An 18,608-nucleotide genomic window follows, 5' to 3' on the forward strand; every position below is an offset into this window, starting at 1 on the left:
AAATGACCTTGTTCGACACATGCGGACCGACTCAGACGCCCGATGACATCGACATCGACGCGCTGCGGGAAAAGTACGCCCACGAGCGTGAAAAGCGGCTGCGGACAGACGGTGCCGCGCAATACCTGGAACTCAAGGACGACTTCGCGGAGTTCGCCGAAGTCGATCCGTACATCCCCGTGACACCCCGCACCCCGATCAACGAGGACGTCGAGGTGGCCGTCCTCGGCGGGGGCATCGCCGGCCTGCTTGCGGGGGCCTACCTCAAGAAGGCCGGTGTCGACGACGTTCACGTCATCGAGATGGGCGGCGACTTCGGCGGTGTGTGGTACTGGAACCGGTTCCCAGGAATCCAGTGCGACAACGACGCGTACTGCTACATCCCGCTGCTGGAGGAGCTGGACTTCGTTCCGTCGAAGAAATTCGCCGACGGCGCCGAGATTTTCGAGCACTGCAAACGGATCGGCAAGCATTTCGGGCTGTACGACGGCGCGATCTTCTCCACGCAGGTGCAGGCCGTGGTCTGGGACGACGAGATCAACCGCTGGCGATTGACCACCAACCGCGGCGACGACATCCGTGCGCGCTTCGTGGTGATGACCCAGGGCTCCTACAACCGGCCCAAACTGCCCGGCGTCCCCGGCATCAAGGACTTCAAAGGCCACGTCTTCCACTCGGCGCGGTGGGATTACGACTACACCGGTGGGGACGCAGGCGGAAGTCTGCACAAGCTGGCTGACAAGCGCGTCGCGCTCGTCGGGACCGGCGCCACAGGCGTGCAGCTGGTACCGCACCTCGGCCGGGACGCGAAGCATCTGTACGTGTTCCAGCGCACCCCGTCGTCGGTGGACATGCGCGGGAACGAGCCGACGGACCCGCAATGGGCGGCCTCTCTCTCGCCTGGCTGGCAGGAGGAACGAAAACGCAACTTCCATCGCTGGTCACCGTTCGGCGAAGGGGTGATCTTCGATGCGGAGGATCAGGTCTGCGACTTCTGGACCGAGCTGGGCCGCAACCTGACCGCGCGGGTCGCCGCGTCCGAGGATCCGGCTTCGCTTGGCGTCGAAGAGATCATGGCGATGCGCGAGGAAGAACAGTTCAAGGTCATGGAGCGGCTCCGGCGGCGCGTCGAAGCCATCGTCGAAGACACGCAGACCGCGGAGGCGCTCAAGCCCTATTACCACTTCTTGTGCAAGCGGCCCTGCAGTAGTGACGAATATCTGCCGACGTTCAACCGCTCCAACGTCACGCTTGTCGACGTGGCGGAGTGCAAGGGAGTGGAGCGTCTGACCGAGAAGGGCATCGTCGCCAACGGCGTCGAGTACGAAGTCGATTGCGTGATCTTCGCCAGCGGCTTCGAGATCTCGACCGAGATCAGCAGGCGATACGCGATGGAGGCCATCGAAGGCCGCGACGGGCTCTCACTCTTCGACCACTGGCGCGACGGCTACAAGACGCTGCACGGCATGACCAGCCACGGGTTCCCCAACCAGTTCCACACGGGATTCATCCAGGGTGGCGTCTCCGCCAACACGACCGCGATGTTCGAGCAGCAGGCCGAGCACATCGCCTACATCATCGCCGAGGCGGTGAAGCGGAGGGCGACGACCGTCGAGCCGAGCATCCAGGCTCAGGAAGCGTGGCGCGCCACCATCAAGGAGGTCGCGATGGACACCTCAGCGTTCGATCTCTCCTGCACTCCGGGCTATTACAACAACGAGGGCCGCGGTTTCGGCGAAGGCGTCCGGTCGTTTCTCGGCGATTACTACATGCCGGGTTTCTACGCGTTCGACGAACTGCTGACCGAATGGCGAGCCAAGGGTGACCTCGACGGTCTCGTGCTCGGAAAATAATGCCTGACTTGCGATTCGACGACCGGGTCGCCGTCGTCACCGGCGGCGGCAGGGGACTGGGCCGCTCGTACGCCATGCTGCTCGCCGCGCAGGGCGCGAAGGTCGTGGTCAACGATCCCGGCGGCAGCCTCGCCGGCGACGGAACCGATGTCGGACCGGCAGAAGAGGTGGTGCGCGAGATCGCCGCGGCCGGCGGCGAGGCCGTCGCCAACACCGATTCGGTGGCGACGCCGGTTGGCGGCGAGGCGATCGTCGACGCGGCGCTGGACCGCTACGGCCGGATCGACATCCTGATCCACAACGCAGGCAACGTTCGCCGAGCGTCGTTGAAGGCAATGTCCTACGACGACTTCGAGGCCGTGCTCGACGTCCATCTGCGGGGCGCCTTCCACGTTGTGCGGCAGGCGTTCCCGTTGATGTGCGATGCGGGCTACGGACGCATCGTGTTGACGTCGTCGATCGGCGGCCTGTACGGGAACCACGAAGTGGCCAACTACGCGATAGCCAAGGCGGGGGTGATCGGCCTGTCCAACGTCGTCGCAATGGAAGGTGCCGCCGAGGGCGTCAAGAGCAATGTCATCGTGCCAGCGGCAGTAACCAGGATGGCCGAGGGCATCGACACGTCGGCCTATCCACCGATGGGCCCAGAGCTTGTGTCGCCCGTCGTGGGCTGGCTCTCGCACGAAACCTGCTCCATCACAGGGGAAATACTGATAGCCCTGGCAGGCCGGGTGGCACGGGCAGTCGTCGCGGAAACGCCGGGGGTGTATCGCCCGTCGTGGTCCATGGCCGATGTCGGCGAGCACATGGCGGCGATCCGCGATGCGTCGGATCCTGTCGTCTTCCCTGTGGTACCCGACGGGCACGGCGACCACATCCGGTACAGCTTCGGCATGGCGTCTCAGGCCGTCCGTGGCTAGCCACGGTCCGCTGGCCGGCGTTCGCGTCGTCGATCTCACCGCGATGGTGATGGGCCCTTACTGCACCCAGATCATGGCCGACATGGGCGCCGATGTGATCAAGGTCGAGCCGCCCGCGGGCGACAACACCCGCTACATCTCGGTGGGCCCTGCGCCCGGCATGAGCGGCGTCTACATCAACGTCAACCGCGGCAAACGCGCGATCGTGCTGGACCTGCGAACCGAAGAAGGCGCGACAGCGCTTCGCGCGCTGATCGAAACCGCCGACGTGTTCATTCACTCGATGCGGTCCAAGGCTATCGCCAAGCTCGGCTTCGGCTACGACGACGTCGCTGCGCTCAACCCGTCGATCGTTTACACCAACTGCTACGGGTACGGCAGGCGCGGGCCCTACCGCGACCTGCCCGCCTACGACGACACCATCCAGGCCGAGTGCGGAATCCCCGCCGTGCAGGAACAACTGACGGGCGAAGCCAACTATGTCGGCACGATCATGGCCGACAAGGTCGGCGGCCTGACCGCCCTCTACGCGACCACCATGGCGCTGTTCCACCGCGAGCGGACCGGCGAGGGCCAGGAGGTCGAGGTCGCCATGTTCGAGACGATGGCGTCGTTCATGCTGGTCGAACACGCGAACGGAGCGATGTTCGACCCGCCGCTCGGCCCGGCGGTGTATCCGCGCACGGTCGCGCCCAACCGGCGGCCATACCCCACGAAGGACGGCCACATCGCCGCGCTCATCTACAACGACAAGCACTGGAACGCGTTCGTCAACGCCGTGCGACCGCCGTGGGCAACCGAGGTGTACGCGACCTTGGAGATGCGCGCGACCGACATCGACACCGTTTACGGGCTTGTCGCACAGACGATGCTGGAGCGCACGACCGACGAGTGGTTGGCGCTGTTCCGGGAGTTGGAGATCCCGGCCGCACCGATCAACACCCCAGACGCGCTGTTCGACCATCCACATCTGAACGCTGTCGGTCTGTTCGAAACCGTGGAAACGCCGCAGGGACCGGTGAGAATGCCTGGTGTGCCAACGTGGTTCTCGCGTACTCCCGGCAGGATCGCGGGTCCGACCCGTGAGCTCGGCGCGGACACCGAAGACGTTTTGCGCGAGCTCGGACTCGCCGACGTCGAGCCCGCCGTGGGTTCGGGATAGGCAGGCCGGTGGACTTCGACATGGGCCGCGAGGCCGCTGCATTGCGCGGCACGTTGCGCGAGCTGGTCAAAACGCAAGTGCCGGAGGGTTTTCTCGGTGCCTTCACCGACGATCCGGCCGACCTCGAAACCGCCCAGCGGTTCTGCCGGACGCTGGCCGATCGGAACCTGCTGTGCCAGTCGTGGCCGGAGGAGTTCGGCGGTGGCGGGGCGTCGGTGTGGGAGCAGACCGTGGTGCGCGAGGAGATGTGGGCCCATCACGAGCCCCGCGGCGCGCAGTACATGGGCGTCAACTGGGTCGGCCCGATCATCATGCGCCACGGCACAGAGGAGCAGCAGCGTAAGCATCTGCCGCCGATCGCCCGTGGCGAGGTGATCTGGTGTCAGGGCTTCTCCGAACCGGAGGCGGGCTCCGATCTGGCGTCCCTGCGCACCGCCGCCCGCCAGGACGGTGACGGCTGGCTGATCAGCGGCCAGAAGATCTGGACGTCCTACGCCACCATGGCGCAGTGGTGCTTCCTGCTCGCCCGCACGCACAAGGGCGAGAAGAAGCAGCACGGGTTGACGATCTTCCTTGTCCCGATGGACGATCCGGCAATCCAGGTCCGCCCGATTCGTGCCATGTTGGGTCCCCATCACTTGAACGAGGTGTTCTTCGACGATCTGAGGGTGACCCGGGCCGACGTGCTGGGAGAGGTTGACCAGGGTTGGTCGATCGTCCAGGAGGTGACGTCCTTCGAACGTGTCGGCATCGCGCGCTACGCCAGATGCGAACGGCTGCTGGCCGCGGCGCCATCCGTGCTCGGCGATCGCTGGGAGGAGCTACCCACCGAGTTGCGGGGTCGCTGGATCCGAATGCTCACCCACTGCCGTCGCGCGCGCCTTCTCGCGTATCGCGTTGTGTCGCTGCAGAACAGCGGCCGGATACAGCCGGGGGACGCAGCCGCCTACCGCATCGCGGTGACGAAGCTCGATCAGGACAGCGCGGAAGTGTTGATGGACATCGCCGCCGAGGTGTCACCCGACGATCCCGGAGGCTGCTGGTTCCTGGCGGAGGTCGAGGATCACTGGAAATACTCGCAGGCCTCGACCGTGTCGTCCGGCAGCATCGAGATGCAGCGCATCCTGCTGTCCCGTGCACTGTTGGCAGGCGCGAAATGACCGAGATGATTCTTGATCTGGGCGAAGACGCCAAAGAGTACGGTCGGCAAGCGCTTCGGGCGTTCGAAGCCGCCGGTGGCGATCAACTGGTCCAGCAGGCCGAAGCCAAACCCGACATCCGCGACGCCCTCGTCAGCCCCGCGCTGAACGAACTCGGTGCATGGGAACTCGATGCCCGCACCGATGCCGACGGACTGGAAGCCGCGGCGGCGCTGTGCCGCAGCGCGGGCTACTGGGCGCTGCCGTATCCGGTCGCCGAGCGGCTCGCCAAGCCCACCGATCTCGACTCCGACGGCCTCGTCGTGGTGACGTCGAAGCGACCCGCGGCGGCAATCGGCGGGGTCGAGACACAATGGACGACAGTGACGTTGGACGGCGTCAGGAGCGCAGTCGTCGGCCATGGCAGCACAGGACCGGCGTTCGTCACGCCGCTCGAACTCACCGAGACCGACCGCAACGGAGCGTGCGATCTGGCGCTGGCCCTCGTGCTGCCGTGCTGGACGCTGCTCGGCATGCTCGACAGAGCCATCGAGCTGACCATCGCGCACATCAGCCTGCGCAAGCAGTTCGGTCAGCCGCTCTCCGCGTTTCAGGGTGTGCAGTTCCAGCTGACCGACGCAGAAGTCGAACGCAGCGGGCTCGACATCCTGGCCAAATACGCGCTGTGGAGCGCGGCCTCCGGTAAGCCGGAAGCGCTTGTCGACGCACTCGCGCTGCGGATGTCGGCGATCGAAGCGGCCGAGATCGTCTTCCGGGTGTGCCACCAGCTGCACGGCGCCGTCGGGTTCTGCGACGAGACAACCCTGTCGTGGTTGTCGCGGTACAGCCAGCCGCTGCGCCGGCTTCCGCTCGGGTTGTCCGCCACGCGCGACGAGTTGACCCGTCGCGCAGGCAGGTCCGGTCTGAATGGGTTGTACCCGTGACGGCAGATCTCGAGGAGTTCCGTGCCGCCGTGCGGGCCTGGTGCGCCGAGCACATCCCGCCGGACTGGCGCGCCACTCAAACCGACGTCGACGACGAGGAATTCGTCCGGTTTCAGAAGTGGTGGTTCGCTGAGCTGCATGCCGCCGGCTACGCCGTGCCGCATTGGCCGCGCGACTGGGGCGGTGGCATGTCTGTCGCCGAACAGATCGTGTTGTACCAGGAATTGGCGGCTCACGACGCACCCCGTCTCGTGCTTGCGTTCGTCGGGATCCACCATGCCGCGTCCACTTTGATCGTCGCCGGCACCGACGAGCAGCGGCGCCGACACCTGCCCGCCATCCTCGACGGCGAAATCTGGGTACAGGGCTTCTCCGAACCGGAGGCGGGAAGCGACCTTGCGTCCCTGCGCACCACGGCGCACAGGGACGGCGACAACTACGTCGTCAACGGCCAGAAACTGTGGGCCAGCGGCGGCAAGCACGCCGACTGGTGCCTGTTGCTGGCCCGCACCGACCCCGATGCTCCCAAGCGCAAGGGCATTTCGTACTTCCTGCTGGACATGAGGACCCCCGGGGTCGAGGTGCGGCCCATCCGCAACGCCATCGGCGATTCGCATTTCTGCGAGGTCTTTCTCAACGATGTCTCGATCCCTGCCGCCAACCTCGTCGGCGCCGAGAACTCTGGCTGGCAGGTGGCACAGGCGACACTGGGTGCAGAGCGCGGGATGACGATGCTCGAGCTGGCGGAGCGTCTCGGCAACGCGGGCTTCCGCTGGCTGGTGGCCTCGTGTGACGCCGCGGATCCGCTGATCGCCGATCGGCTCGCGCAGTTCGACATCGAGGTCACCGGTCTGCGGGGATTGTGCAGGCGGTTCGTGGAGCAGGCCGAAGCCGGCACCACGGGCCCGGCCGACGCGTCCATCGTGAAGCTGTTCTACAGCGAGCTTCTGCAGCGCATGACGGATTTCGGCGCCGAGGTCGGCGGGCTGCACGCGCACACCACGTTGGTGAAGTCGGCAAGCAGCGGGTGGGAATCCGGTTCGTGGATGCTCGATTTCATCGGCTCGTGGGAATGGACGATTCCCGGTGGATCGAGCGAGATCCAGCGGACCATCATCGCCGAGCGCGGGCTCGAACTGCCGCGAGAGCCGAGCGCCGTCTGATGGCCCACGACTTCGACGAGTTCCACGGCGAGCTGCGGTCCGTTGCGGGCGACCTGCTCGCCAAGGACCGATCCGCCGATTGGGCCGTTCTCGCCGACGCCGGCTGGACCGGGCTCGAAGTGGGGGAGGACCTCGGCGGGGCCGGCGCCACCTTCGCCGAAGTCGCCGTCATCTGCGAGGAGATGGGCCGCGCGGCGAGCGCCAACAGCTACCTGGGCGGCGCAGTCCTCGGCGTCGGTGTGCTGACGTCGTTGCAGCCCAGTGAGTCTCGCGATCGGCTGTTGCGTGCCACCGCGTCGGGAACGGCGCGTACCGCGGTCGTCGTCGACGGGTTCACCCTCGACGACGGCCGGCTCACCGGTCACGCGGAATTCGTGCCCGATGCTCTCGACGCCGACACACTGCTCGTGGTGGTCGACGGTGGCGTCGTCGTCGCGGACGCGACCGTGACACCCCGGCCGGTGCTCGACGGAACCCGTCGGCTGGCGACGGTGTCGGCGAAGACCTCCGAGGCGACCGAGGTTCTCCGCTTCGCCGGCGACGCCATGGACGAGGTGCGCCGGCTTCGCGAACGCGCCGCGGTCGCCATCGCGTGCGACAGCCTCGGGTTGTCGGAGGCGATGCTGTCCGCGACGGTCGCGTACGTCAAGGTGCGACACCAGTTCGGCCGTGCCATCGGTTCGTTCCAAGCCGTAAAACACGCCTGCGCGGACATGTTGACATCCCTTTCGGTTTCCCGCCAACTTGTCTCGGCGGCCGTCGACGCCGTCACCGAGCGCCTGCCGGACGCCGACGTGGCGGTCGCGATGGCGAAATCACATACCTGCGCCGCAGCCGTGGACATCGCCGGCAAGGCCATGCAGTTGCACGGCGGCATCGGATACACGTGGGAAAGCGGCCTTCACGTGTATCTCAAACGCGCCGCACTCAACCGGTCGTTGTTCGGTTCACCTGCAGCACACCGTCAAGAGCTCGCAAAACGCTACCTTTAGAAGGAGTCTCACCATGGGCACACCCGTCTACAAGCGCATCCTCGACCTTTTCGAGGCCGAGGGCGTCAACACGTTGTTCGGTATCCCGGACCCCAACTTCGTGCACATGTTCGCCGAAGCCGACGCCCGCGGCTGGTCGGTCGTCGCCCCGCACCACGAGCTGAGCGCAGGGTTCATGGCCGAGGCGGCGTCACGCATGACGGGTAAGCCGGGGCTGTGCATCGGCACGCTCGGCCCGGGGGTCGCCAACATCTCCGGCGCGATGATGTGCGCCCTGGTCGAGAACTCTCCGGTGATCTTCCTCGGCGGCCAGCGCGCCCGCATCACCGAGCGTCGGGTGCGGCGCGGCCGGATCCAATTCGTCCAGCAGGAAGGCCTTTTCACACCGTCGGTGAAATACAGCAGCTCGATCGAGTACGCCGACCAGACCGACGAGATCATCCACGAGGCGATCCGGCGCTCGATGTCGGGCACCCCGGGACCCAGCTACATCGAGTACCCGTCGCACGTGATCCTCGAGGAGCTCGACGTCTCCGAGCCGTTGCCGCCGCACCGGTATCGCCTCGTGAACCAGGGCGCTGGCGCGCGCGAGGTGGCAGAGGCCGCGAAGCTGATCCGGGAGGCCGAGAACCCGATCCTGTTGGTCGGGCACGGTGTTCACACGTCGCGGACGGGACCCGACGTCAAGCAGCTCGCCGATCTGATGGCCTGCCCGGTGATCCAGACCTCCGGCGGCACCTCGTTCATTCCCGGACTGCAGGAGCGGACGTTCCCTTACCTGTTCTCGCCGGCCGCCAACGCCGCAGTCGAGGAGTCCGACCTGTGCGTCGCGCTGGGAACCGAGCTCGGAGAGCCGATGCACTACGGCCGGACCCAGCACTGGGCCGCTAATGACGCGAACCGCAAATGGGTGTACGTCGAGCAGGACCCGACCGCCATCGGCGTCAACCGTCCGTTCGACGTGTCACTCGTCGGCGATCTGCGCGGCGTGCTGCCGCAACTCGTCGAGGCCCTTCGCGACACCCCCCGCAAGGCCGCCACGACGCTGGAGACGCTGATCAAGCAGGACCAGAAGGAACTCGCGGAGCTCTCCGAGAGCGCCCCGACCGGGCGTTCCCCGATCCATCCCGCGCGCTACGTCGTGGAGGCCACCAAGGCATTCAACGAGCTCGAGGACGGCATTCTGGTGCGCGACGGCGGTGCGACCGTGATCTTCGGTTGGACCTACTCGCAGTCCAAACCGCGTGACGTGATCTGGAACCAGAACTTCGGTCATCTCGGCACGGGCCTGCCGTACGCCGTGGGCGCCTCGGTCGCCGAGGGCGGCAAGCGGCCCGTCATGCTGCTGACCAGCGACTCGGCGTTCCTATTCCACATCGCCGAACTCGAGACGGCCGCCCGGCAGAACCTGCCGCTGGTCTGCGTGGTGGGGGTCGACCACCAGTGGGGCCTCGAGGTGGGTGTCTACAAGCGGACGTTCGACCAGCCGTCGCCTCAGCCGGGCGTGCACTGGAGCAAGGACGTCCGAATGGACAAGATCGGCGAGGGCTTCGGGTGCCACGGTGAGTACGTCGAGAAGGAGGAGGAGATCGGACCGGCGATCGCCCGCGCGTACGCCAGTGGAAAGGTCGGCGTCGTGCACGTCTGCATCGACCCGAAGGCGAACTCCGAGGAGATGCCCAAGTACGACCGATTCCGGACGTGGTATGCAGAAGGCACTCAGTAGCTTCCCGCACGCGAAGAGGACAAATTGGAGAGGATGACTCCCATGCGCGAATATTTGAAGTTCTACATCGACGGCCAGTGGGTCGACCCGACGGAGTCGAAGACCCTCGAGGTCGACAACCCGACGACCGAGCAGGTGTCGGGGAAGATCGCGATCGGCTCGGCGGCCGACGTCGACAAAGCAGTCAAGGCGGCGCGGAAAGCGTTCGCGACATGGTCGATCAGCACCCGCGAGGAGCGCCTCGACCTTCTCGGGGCGATCGCCGCGGAATACCAGAAGCGCTCCGAGGACCTGGCCGCCGCGGTGCACGAGGAGATGGGCGCACCGCCGTCGCTGGCGGCGGGACCGCAGGTGATGATGGGGATGGGTCACCTGATGGGCGCCATCGACGCCCTGAAGAACTTCAACTTCGAGGAGCAGCGCGGTTCGACGCTGATCCTCAAGGAGCCGATCGGCGTCTGCGGCCTCATCACACCGTGGAACTGGCCCATCAACCAGATCGCCTGCAAGGTGTTCCCGGCGCTGGCCACCGGCTGCACGATGGTGCTCAAGCCGTCGGAGGTGGCGCCCTACTCGGGCCAGATCTTCACCGAGGTGATGGACGCGGCGGGCGTGCCCGCCGGTGTCTACAACATGGTGTTCGGTGACGGGCCCGGTGTCGGCGCGGCGATCTCGAGCCATCCCGACATCGATCTGGTTTCGTTCACCGGGTCGACGCGCGCTGGTGTCGACGTCGCCAAGAACGCGGCGGCCACCGTCAAACGGGTGACCCAGGAACTCGGCGGCAAGAGCCCCAACATCGTGATCGACGACGAGAAATTCGCCGAAAGCGTCACCGCGGGCGTGAGCACGATGATGGTGAACTCCGGCCAGAGCTGTAATGCCCCCTCGCGCATGCTCGTTCCGCGCGAGCGCATCGCCGAGGCCGCCGAGATCGCGCGCGGTGTGGCGGAAGCGGTGTCGGTGGGTGACCCTGAGGACAAGCGGGCGATCGGTCCCGTGGCGTCCAAGGTCCAGTTCGAGAAGGTGCAGGGCCTGATCAAGAAGGGCATCGAGGAGGGCGCGACTGTGGCAGCTGGCGGACCGGACCGGCCGGACGGGCTCGACACCGGATATTACGTCAAGCCGACCGTGTTCTCGGATGTCACCAATGACATGACGATCGCGCGCGAGGAGATCTTCGGCCCTGTGCTGTGCATCCTGCCCTACGACGACCTCGACCAGGCCGTGGACATCGCCAACGACACGGAATACGGTCTGTCGGGCTATGTTTCGGCCGCCGACCTCGACGCCGCCCGCACGTTGGCGCGCAAGATCCGAGCGGGCCAGGTCGCCATCAACCACGCGTTCGACCTCAACACGCCGTTCGGCGGCTACAAGCGCAGCGGCAACGGACGTGAGTGGAGCGAGTTCGGCTTCGAGGAGTACCTGGAGATCAAGGGCACGCTGGGCTACGCACCCGAGAGCGCCTGACTACGAGGTTTCTGCCGCACGGTGCACCGCGTTGATGATGCCCTGGTAACCGGTGCACCGGCAGAAGTTGCCGGAGAGCCCCTCGCGGATCTCCTCGTCGGTGGGCTGCGGATTGTCGCGCAGCAGCGCAGTGATGGACGTGACGAAACCCGGTGTGCAGAAACCGCATTGCAGTCCATGGCAGTCACGCAGTGCGGACTGCACGGGTGACAGCTCGCCGTCCTCTCCTGCGATGCCTTCGACGGTGGTGACTTCCTGGCCGTCCACCTGCACGGCGAAGATCAAGCAGGCCCGCACGGCCTGACCGTCGAGCAGCACCGTGCAGGCGCCGCATGCGCCGTGCTCGCAGCCGAGGTGGGTGCCGGTGAGGCCGCACTTCTCGCGCAGGAAATCGGCGAGGGTCAGGCGGGGCTCGACGGTGTGCCGGTGCGCGCGGCCGTTGACGGTCAACTCGACCGGCAGCTCATGCATGGATCGCCTCCGTTTCGGACATCTCTGCTTGCCGGACCGCGGCGGCCCACGCCCTGGCCACCATCGCGGTCCCGACGCGCGATCGATATTGCGCCGACCCCTGGAGGTCGGCGGGGATCTCAGAGAGGCCCGCGATCGCGAGCCTTCCGACGTCTTCGGCGGTGACCGCATCGGCCTGCTCACCGACGACGGCGTTCTCCGCAGCCGATCCGCGCAGCGGGGTGGAACCGAGGCCGAGCAGGCCGATGCCGCAGCGCTCCACTCTGCCGTGGTCGTCGAGCGCAACGGCGACTGTGGCGCCCGCGATCGCGAAATCGCCGTGGCGGCGCGCGAATTCCTCGACCGCGAAGCCCGACCGGCCGCCCCACACCGGGAACCGCACGGCGGTCAGGATCTCGTCGGACGCCAGCGACGTCTCCCAGAGGCCGGTGAAGAAATCGGCGGCCGGGATGTCGCGCCGCCCACGCGATGACGTCGCCTCGATTGTGGCGTCAAGTGCCAGCGCGACCGCGGCGTATTCCGCGGCGGGGTCGGCGTGTGCGATCGCGCCACCGAGCGTGCCCCGTGTGCGGATCTGGAAATGTCCGATGTAGGGCGTCGAGAGCGTCAGTAGCGGAACCGAATCGGCCACCTCGTCGTCCATGCCGACCAGCGAGTGCGGCGTTCCTGCCGCCACCACCAGCTCGTCGCCGCGCACTTCGATGTTCTTCAGTTCATCGACCCTGGAGGTGTCGATCAGGTTCTCGAAGTACGTCAGCCGCATCGCGAGCATCGGCACCAGGCTCTGCCCGCCTGCGAGGATCTTGGCGTCCTCGCCGAACTCCCCGAGCATCTGCGCCGCTTCGGCGACCGTGCCGGGGCGGTGGTACGCGAACTTGGCGGCTTTCATGACAGCAGCCGGGCCAGGGCCGCCTGCAGCTCGTCGGCGAGGTCCGCGGCGGGGTGCCTGCGCCTGCGCCTGCCGAGAAGAAATCCGACCGTCGCGCCTGCGGCGACTGCTGCCAGCGCAGGGGCGTAGCGCTTGGCCATCGGCACCGCAACCACCTTCAGGAGATCGACGGAGTCGCCGCCGGCGTCGGCCGCGGCCGCCACCGAGGCTGCGGCGGCCGCCGAGGATGGTGACGCATCGGCCCTCGACGCCGAACCGCCGAGCAGGTCGGCCTCCAGATTCCGGGCGAACTGACCGATCAGGTTCGTCGACACGTCCGCCAGCACACCGCGGCCGAACTGCGCCGCCTTGCCCGAGATCGTGAGGTCGGTGGTGATTGAAACGATGGTGGCGTCGCCCTCGTCCTTCAGCACGGCGGTGACCAGAGCCGACGCGTTGCCGCTGCCCCTTGTCTCCTTGCCGCTGGCCTTGATGACCACCCGTTGTGCGGCCTCGTCCTTCTCCTCGAACGACGCATCGCCCTTGTAGGACACCGTGATCGGCCCGACTTTCACCTTCACCGCGCCAGTGAAGTCGTCGCCGTCGACCGAGAGGAGTTGCGCGCCGGGGATACACGGGGCGACGCGCTCGACGTCGGTGAGCACCTGCCACGTCGTGGCCGCGGGCACCGCGACCCGGAATTCGTTGTTCAGCTCCACGTTGCGCGGTCCTTTCCAGATGCGTCTGCATCAGCTTTGGCCTGTTCGATCAGCTCGACGATGGTGGCCGGGCTTGCGGGCAGCCGGGTGAGCGTCACACCCAGCGGGGCCAGTGCGTCGTTGATGGCGTTGATGACCGCGGGTGTCGACCCGATCGCGCCACCTTCACCGCAGCCCTTGTATCCGCCGACGCCGGGACCGGGGATCTCGACATGGCCGTATTCGATCGCGGGCACCTCGGTGGCCGTCGGCAACAGGTAGTCGACGAAGGTCGACGCGAGCGGGTTGCCGTCGTCGTCGTAGACCATGTTCTCCAGCAGGGCGCCGCCGATGCCCTGAACGGTGCCGCCGGCGATCTGGCCCTCGACGACGTTCGGGTTGATCATCGGGCCGACGTCTTCGCTGACGATGTAGCGGGTCAGCGTGACATGTCCGGTTTCGACGTCGACCTCACAGGTGCATGCGTGGGTTGCGTTCGCCCAGTGGATCATTGTCTGCGAGGTGAACCGCGCGGTGGCCTCGAGCGTGGCCGCCATTCCCGGCGGAAGAGCGGACGGCTCGTAGTACGAGCGATAGGCGAGGTCGGCGAAGCTGACGCTTTTCTCGGGGTCATCGCGAACAGTGGCGCGCGAATTGGCCAGCTCGATGGCCGACTCCTCGACCTCCAGCCGATGGGCGGCCATCGCGATGATCTGGTTGCGCAGGATCGTGCCGGCCTCGTTGACGGCGCCCGCGGTCATCGGTCCGCTGCGGCTGCCCTGCGTGCCTGCGCCGTACGGCGTCACAGCGGTGTCGCCCTGAATCGTCGAGACGTCGGAGATGTCGGCGCCGAGCGCATCGGCGGTCAGCTGAACCACCGTCGTCTCGATGCTGTTGCCGGTCGATCCGCCGTTGACGTACACGTTGATCTTGCCGGTGGGTTCCATCCGGATCGTCGCGCCCTCGGTGGCGAGATGTCCCGTCGCCGCGCCGGTGGGTTCGATGTAGGCCGAGAACCCCAGCCCGATGTAGCGGCCCTCGGCGAGCGCGTCCTTCTGTTCCTTGCGGAAGCCTTCATGGTCGAGGATCTTCACGGCCTGTTCGAAGGTGTCCGCCGGTGCGACGTGTTCGTACGGCATGCCGTTGGCGTTGAAGTAGGGCATCTCGTCGCCACGCAGGATGTTGCGGCGGCGCAGCTCAACCGGATCCATCTCCATCTTGCGCGCGGCGATGTCGAGAAGTATTTCGCGAGTGAGGGTTTCGTACTGCCACGGGCCCCGGTACGCCGCCAGCCCCGCAGTGTTCGAGAACACCGTCTTGTAGTTGAAGCTTGCCTTCGGTACCCGGTACGGGCCGGGGAAGAACATGCCGATCGCCGCGGTGGTCAGCACCGGATAGGGCGTCGGATACGCGCCGATGTCCTGCACGAAGTCGATGTCGGCGGCCAGAATGTTGCCCTCGCCGTCGAACGCCATCCGCACGTCACCGTCGACGTGGCGAGCCTGGCCAGCCGACATCAGGTTCTCGCGACGGTCCTCGATCCACTTCAGCGCGCCCCCCACCTTACGGGCGGCCAGCATGACGCACATGTCTTCGCGCATCGGGACGACCTTCTGACCGAAGCCACCGCCGGTGTCGCGCATGATGACCCGGACATTCTGCGCGGGGATGCCCAGCAGCCGCGCGGCGAACGCGCGCAGTTCGTGCGGGGTCTGCGTCGACGCCCACATCGTCAGTTCGCGCGACGATGCCTCCCACTCGGCGACAAGGCCCCGCGTCTCGATCGGGACGGGCGAGTGGATCTGCTGGTACACGTGCGCCGAAGCGACGTGCGCCGCCGACGAGAAGGTCTCCTCGTCGGGTGGCGCGCCGCCCATCCCGCCCGCGACGTTGTCCGGATAAGCCTCGTGCACCACTGGTATTCCGGCGGCCGAGCCGCCGCGGGCCTTGGTGAAGTCCGCGACGGCAGGCAGGGGGTCGTAGTCGACATCGACCAGTTCTACGGCGTCCTCGGCGACGTACCGCGATCCGGCGATCACAAGCGCGACGGGATCGCCGACGAATTTGGCCTCGCCTTCGGCCAGCGGCGGGCGCGGGGTGTCGGCGATGTCCTTGCCTGCGACCGCGTGCCAGGCCTCTCGCACCTCAGGGTTGAGGTCGTCGGCAAGAAACACCGCCTGCACCCCCGGCAACGCCAGCGCCGCGGACGTGTCGATGCGGTTGATCCGAGCTTTGGCAAACGGGCTGCGGACGAAACAGGCATGCAACATGCCCGGCCGCGAGACATCGTCGACGAATGTCCCATGGCCGGTGAGCAGGCGTAAATCCTCAACTCGGGGAACCCGAGCTCCCGCATACCGTGTTGCGACGGCTTGATCTGATGAGGTCATGGCAAACGCTCCGATCCGTCGTGGATGGGCCGTGGCGACAGGCCGCTAAGCAGTTGCTCAGCGAGCCTACCGGATACGGGATTCTCGCTATTGAGCATATGACATTCTCGCCGCTGGACCGGTTAGATTGGGCACGGTGAGCCGGTGGATCACGAGGGTCGAGCGGACACTCGCCGAAGACATCCCCGGCAGGCCGGACGACGTCCGCGCCTTCTACGCCGACCTCGACAACGTCACGCTGGTGCATCCCCTCGTTGTCTCCGTTCGAACCGTCGACCGGAGCGAAACGGCCGACGGATACGAGCAGACCTACCGAGTCACCGATTGCATTCCGGTGGGGCCGTTGCGTCTGCGCGCCACATACGTAGCCCGTCTGCAGGTTCCGCGCACCGGCGACATATCGACCGAGGCCAGGCAATTTCCCCGGGTTCGGCTGCGAGGCACCGTGTCCTTCACACCGACCGACTCGGGAACGCGCGTCACCGAGCGGATCGGGGATCGAAGCGCCGCGGCCACTGATCGCGTTGACCGTCCGCAAGGCCGTCGAGGCGCACACCGAGATGGCCGCAATTCGGCGACGGTTCTCCGAACCGTCCTAGCGCGGATTAAGTCGGCCAGAAACCGGTGCCGGTGAAGAAGCCCGGCTGCCAGCCCTGGTCGCCAAGGCAGAGCAGGGGACGGCCGTCGGGGGCCTGGGCGGCCGCCTGGTCACTCGGGCACGGGCTGCCGATCTCCTGCACACCGAAGATCTCGGGCGAGATCACCCAGAAGCCGGTCGTCACGGGCGGCCACTGGTTGGGGATCCAGTGGCACTGCAGCGGCTCGCCACCCGGTCCGCGCCCGAAGGTGTTGATCTGGAAGCTGTCGCAGGGGGCAGCCAGCCGCGCCTCGTAGTTCATGAACGGCACGTCGGAGTCATAGCGGGCGGGCTTGTCGAAATAGAGGTTCTCCTCGTTCGGACCGGCCGCGGCGACCTGTGCACTTCCGACTGCTGCGCACGCGAGTGCGACACCGATGACTGCTTCGCGAATCATTGTCCCCACCTTCCTCGCCGAGAGCCTATCGGTAGTGGCCTGGTCAGGTAAGCGTTTGGGTCCCTGGAGTGCGGGTAGATACGCATCCATGACGCCAGGCGACGACGAGAAAAGCGAAGAAGACGTCCAGGACGACAACAAGGTCGCCGGCTCGCGAGCCGGTAAGCACGGCGACGACGGCAGCTACGTCGGCGAATCCTCCAACGACGACTCCATCGATGCGGGGGAGACGGGCGCGGAGGCGCGCAGTCAGGAAAAGCGCTGACCTGCCCTCCGATCGGTCCGCGGTCATGAGACTGTAGAGCCCTATGGATGGCTACGAGTACGTGTCCTACGAGGAATTCGGCCGCCGGTTCTACGAGATAGCGGTGTCAGAGGAGCGTGTCGGCGACGCGATCAAAGCCATCGCGGGCGACGAATTCGAGATGGGACCAATGGGTCAGGGACCCGGAAAGATCGCCAAGGTCACCGCCAAGGTGCGGATACAGGAACCTCGGGTCACCCGCAACATCGATGAGCTGATCACCTTCGCGATCCGTATCCCGCTGGAGATCGACATGGTGATCGACCTCAAGATCGACAAGCCGAAGTTCATGGTGTTCGGCGAGATCTCGTTGACCGCCGTGGCACGCGCCGCCGAACCACTGCTGCTCATCCTCGACGTGCAGAAGCCGCGACCGTCCGATATCACCATCCACATCACGTCGAAGTCACTGCGCGGCGAACTGCTGCGCATCGTGGCGGGCGTCGACGCCGAGGTACGGCGCTTCATCGCCGCACATGTGGAGGGCGAGATCGACAGCCCGGCGTCGGTCAAGGCCAAGGTCATCGACGTCGCCGAGCGCCTCGACGCCGCGTGGGACGGCGTCTAGCGCTACTTCGACAGGGTGAACTGCACGACGTCGGTCTGCCGGTTGCGGAACAGCTTCGCGCACCCGGTCAGGTAACGCATGTAGCGCTCGTAAACCTCTTCGGACTGGATCGCGATGGCCTCGTCCTTGTGCGCTTCGAGCGCGGCCGCCCACAGGTCGAGCGTGCGGGCGTAGTGCGGCCCCAGTCGCTGCTCACGGGTCAGGGTGAAACCGCCCTCAGCAGCGCGCTCCTCGACCATCGGAACCGACGGCAGCCGGCCGCCCGGGAAGATCTCGGTCATGACGAACTTGATGAAGCGGGCCAGCTCGAAGGTCAGCGGGATTCCGAGTTCCTTTGCACGCGCGGGATGTTCACCCACGATCGTGTGCAGCAGCATGACGCCGTCATCGGGTAGGACTCGGTGGGCCATGTTGAAGAAGGCGGGGTAGCGGTCGTGGCCGAAGTGCTCGAACGCTCCGATGGAGACGATCCGGTCGACCTGCTCGTCGAACTGCTCCCAGCCCTGCAGCAGCACCCGCTTCGAGCGCGGGCTGTCCAGCTCGTCGAACGTCTTCTGAACGTGGGCGGCCTGATTCTCCGACAAGGTCAGCCCGACGACATTCACGTCGTAACGCTCGATGGCCCGCCGCATCGTGGCGCCCCAACCGCAGCCGACGTCGAGCAGTGTCATGCCGGGCTGCAGTCCGAGCTTGCCGAGGGACAGATCGATCTTGGCGATCTGGGCTTCCTCGAGCGTCATGTCGTCGCGCTCGAAGTAGGCGCAGCTGTAGGTCTGCGTCGGGTCGAGGAAAAGCCGGAAGAAGTCGTCCGACAGGTCGTAATGGGCCTGGACGTCCTCGAAATGCGGCTTCAGCTCATCGCCGGCTTCACGTGATTTCGGCATCCTGTCAGCGTAGTTGACG

Annotated in this window: 17 protein-coding genes and 1 pseudogene; 12 read left to right on the forward strand and 6 right to left on the reverse strand. The window is 66.4% G+C overall.

What is annotated here, in order from left to right; all coding sequences use genetic code 11:
• The first annotated feature begins 2 nt into the window (after positions 1-2).
• The 9 genes from C6A82_RS13960 to C6A82_RS14000 are packed head-to-tail and all read left to right on the forward strand — an operon-like array spanning position 3 to position 11,372.
• Positions 3-1,853, forward strand: a complete 1,851-nt coding sequence (locus tag C6A82_RS13960; protein WP_105344787.1) for an NAD(P)/FAD-dependent oxidoreductase — start codon at positions 3-5, stop codon at positions 1,851-1,853.
• Entirely contained in the window at positions 1,853-2,773 is a 921-nt protein-coding gene (locus tag C6A82_RS13965; protein ID WP_105344786.1) for an SDR family NAD(P)-dependent oxidoreductase, read from the forward strand. Before C6A82_RS13960 ends, C6A82_RS13965 begins: the two co-directional genes overlap by 1 nt.
• Positions 2,766-3,935, forward strand: a complete 1,170-nt coding sequence (locus tag C6A82_RS13970) for a CaiB/BaiF CoA-transferase family protein (RefSeq protein WP_255419227.1) — start codon at positions 2,766-2,768, stop codon at positions 3,933-3,935. The genes C6A82_RS13965 and C6A82_RS13970 overlap by 8 nt, the downstream gene beginning before the upstream one ends.
• 20 nt (positions 3,936-3,955) lie before the next feature.
• Positions 3,956-5,095 (forward strand): acyl-CoA dehydrogenase family protein, encoded by a 1,140-nt coding sequence (locus C6A82_RS13975; protein ID WP_199193756.1) that lies wholly within the window; start codon positions 3,956-3,958, stop codon positions 5,093-5,095.
• Positions 5,096-5,100: 5 nt separating this feature from the next.
• Positions 5,101-6,018 carry an acyl-CoA dehydrogenase family protein gene (locus C6A82_RS13980; RefSeq protein ID WP_105344793.1) on the forward strand — a complete coding sequence of 306 codons (918 nt, stop codon included), beginning with the start codon at positions 5,101-5,103 and terminating at the stop codon, positions 6,016-6,018.
• Positions 6,015-7,181 (forward strand): acyl-CoA dehydrogenase family protein, encoded by a 1,167-nt coding sequence (locus tag C6A82_RS13985; RefSeq protein WP_105344780.1) that lies wholly within the window; start codon positions 6,015-6,017, stop codon positions 7,179-7,181. The genes C6A82_RS13980 and C6A82_RS13985 overlap by 4 nt, the downstream gene beginning before the upstream one ends.
• Complete coding sequence (locus tag C6A82_RS13990; protein ID WP_233216906.1) at positions 7,181-8,173, forward strand: acyl-CoA dehydrogenase family protein; 993 nt, start codon at positions 7,181-7,183, stop codon at positions 8,171-8,173. Before C6A82_RS13985 ends, C6A82_RS13990 begins: the two co-directional genes overlap by 1 nt.
• 13 nt (positions 8,174-8,186) lie before the next feature.
• Complete coding sequence (locus tag C6A82_RS13995) at positions 8,187-9,899, forward strand: thiamine pyrophosphate-binding protein (RefSeq protein WP_105344776.1); 1,713 nt, start codon at positions 8,187-8,189, stop codon at positions 9,897-9,899.
• Between the two features lie 42 nt (positions 9,900-9,941).
• The gene (locus C6A82_RS14000; RefSeq protein WP_105344774.1) at positions 9,942-11,372 is read left to right on the forward strand and encodes an aldehyde dehydrogenase family protein; all 1,431 of its coding nucleotides are present in this window, start codon (positions 9,942-9,944) and stop codon (positions 11,370-11,372) included.
• On the opposite strand, the gene C6A82_RS14005 is transcribed toward C6A82_RS14000, so the two are convergent.
• The 4 genes from C6A82_RS14005 to C6A82_RS14020 are packed head-to-tail and all read right to left on the reverse strand — an operon-like array spanning position 11,373 to position 15,799.
• Positions 11,373-11,843 (reverse strand): 2Fe-2S iron-sulfur cluster-binding protein, encoded by a 471-nt coding sequence (locus tag C6A82_RS14005; RefSeq protein ID WP_311101344.1) that lies wholly within the window; start codon positions 11,841-11,843, stop codon positions 11,373-11,375.
• Complete coding sequence (locus C6A82_RS14010) at positions 11,836-12,732, reverse strand: xanthine dehydrogenase family protein subunit M (protein ID WP_105347608.1); 897 nt, start codon at positions 12,730-12,732, stop codon at positions 11,836-11,838. Before C6A82_RS14010 ends, C6A82_RS14005 begins: the two co-directional genes overlap by 8 nt.
• Complete coding sequence (locus tag C6A82_RS14015; protein ID WP_105347607.1) at positions 12,729-13,430, reverse strand: SRPBCC family protein; 702 nt, start codon at positions 13,428-13,430, stop codon at positions 12,729-12,731. Before C6A82_RS14015 ends, C6A82_RS14010 begins: the two co-directional genes overlap by 4 nt.
• Positions 13,421-15,799: a xanthine dehydrogenase family protein molybdopterin-binding subunit gene (locus tag C6A82_RS14020; RefSeq protein WP_105347605.1), complete on the reverse strand. Its 2,379-nt coding sequence runs from the start codon at positions 15,797-15,799 to the stop codon at positions 13,421-13,423. Before C6A82_RS14020 ends, C6A82_RS14015 begins: the two co-directional genes overlap by 10 nt.
• Before the next feature lie 127 nt (positions 15,800-15,926).
• Between C6A82_RS14020 and C6A82_RS14025 the strand changes: the two are divergent.
• Positions 15,927-16,398: pseudogene (locus C6A82_RS14025) on the forward strand (SRPBCC family protein).
• A 6-nt stretch (positions 16,399-16,404) separates the two neighbouring features.
• Here the strand turns inward: C6A82_RS14025 and C6A82_RS14030 are convergent.
• A complete protein-coding gene (locus C6A82_RS14030; protein WP_105347604.1) occupies positions 16,405-16,833 on the reverse strand; it encodes a hypothetical protein in 429 nt (142 codons plus the stop codon).
• 88 nt (positions 16,834-16,921) lie between these two features.
• Here C6A82_RS14030 and C6A82_RS14035 point away from each other — a divergent pair, with 88 nt between their 5' ends.
• Positions 16,922-17,098, forward strand: a complete 177-nt coding sequence (locus C6A82_RS14035; protein ID WP_199193904.1) for a hypothetical protein — start codon at positions 16,922-16,924, stop codon at positions 17,096-17,098.
• Positions 17,099-17,141: 43 nt separating this feature from the next.
• The gene (locus tag C6A82_RS14040; RefSeq protein ID WP_105347602.1) at positions 17,142-17,705 is read left to right on the forward strand and encodes a hypothetical protein; all 564 of its coding nucleotides are present in this window, start codon (positions 17,142-17,144) and stop codon (positions 17,703-17,705) included.
• A 2-nt stretch (positions 17,706-17,707) separates the two neighbouring features.
• Here C6A82_RS14040 and C6A82_RS14045 read toward each other — a convergent pair whose 3' ends face one another.
• A complete protein-coding gene (locus C6A82_RS14045) occupies positions 17,708-18,589 on the reverse strand; it encodes a cyclopropane mycolic acid synthase family methyltransferase (RefSeq protein ID WP_105347600.1) in 882 nt (293 codons plus the stop codon).
• Positions 18,590-18,608: the final 19 nt, after the last annotated feature.

It is taken from the genome of Mycobacterium sp. ITM-2016-00318, assembly GCF_002968285.2.
Taxonomy (GTDB): Bacteria; Actinomycetota; Actinomycetes; order Mycobacteriales; family Mycobacteriaceae; genus Mycobacterium.

Bases quoted from the DNA above. Each gene is read 5' to 3' on its own strand.
- C6A82_RS13960 (WP_105344787.1), top strand. From the start codon at position 3: ATGACCTTGTTCGACACATGCGGACCGACTCAGACGCCCGATGACATC.
- C6A82_RS13965 (WP_105344786.1), top strand. From the start codon at position 1,853: ATGCCTGACTTGCGATTCGACGACCGGGTCGCCGTCGTCACCGGCGGC.
- C6A82_RS13975 (WP_199193756.1), top strand. From the start codon at position 3,956: ATGGGCCGCGAGGCCGCTGCATTGCGCGGCACGTTGCGCGAGCTGGTC.
- C6A82_RS13980 (WP_105344793.1), top strand. From the start codon at position 5,101: ATGATTCTTGATCTGGGCGAAGACGCCAAAGAGTACGGTCGGCAAGCG.
- C6A82_RS13990 (WP_233216906.1), top strand. From the start codon at position 7,181: ATGGCCCACGACTTCGACGAGTTCCACGGCGAGCTGCGGTCCGTTGCG.
- C6A82_RS13995 (WP_105344776.1), top strand. From the start codon at position 8,187: ATGGGCACACCCGTCTACAAGCGCATCCTCGACCTTTTCGAGGCCGAG.
- C6A82_RS14000 (WP_105344774.1), top strand. From the start codon at position 9,942: ATGCGCGAATATTTGAAGTTCTACATCGACGGCCAGTGGGTCGACCCG.
- C6A82_RS14005 (WP_311101344.1), bottom strand. From the start codon at position 11,843: ATGCATGAGCTGCCGGTCGAGTTGACCGTCAACGGCCGCGCGCACCGG.
- C6A82_RS14010 (WP_105347608.1), bottom strand. From the start codon at position 12,732: ATGAAAGCCGCCAAGTTCGCGTACCACCGCCCCGGCACGGTCGCCGAA.
- C6A82_RS14020 (WP_105347605.1), bottom strand. From the start codon at position 15,799: ATGACCTCATCAGATCAAGCCGTCGCAACACGGTATGCGGGAGCTCGG.
- C6A82_RS14030 (WP_105347604.1), bottom strand. From the start codon at position 16,833: ATGATTCGCGAAGCAGTCATCGGTGTCGCACTCGCGTGCGCAGCAGTC.
- C6A82_RS14035 (WP_199193904.1), top strand. From the start codon at position 16,922: ATGACGCCAGGCGACGACGAGAAAAGCGAAGAAGACGTCCAGGACGAC.
- C6A82_RS14040 (WP_105347602.1), top strand. From the start codon at position 17,142: ATGGATGGCTACGAGTACGTGTCCTACGAGGAATTCGGCCGCCGGTTC.
- C6A82_RS14045 (WP_105347600.1), bottom strand. From the start codon at position 18,589: ATGCCGAAATCACGTGAAGCCGGCGATGAGCTGAAGCCGCATTTCGAG.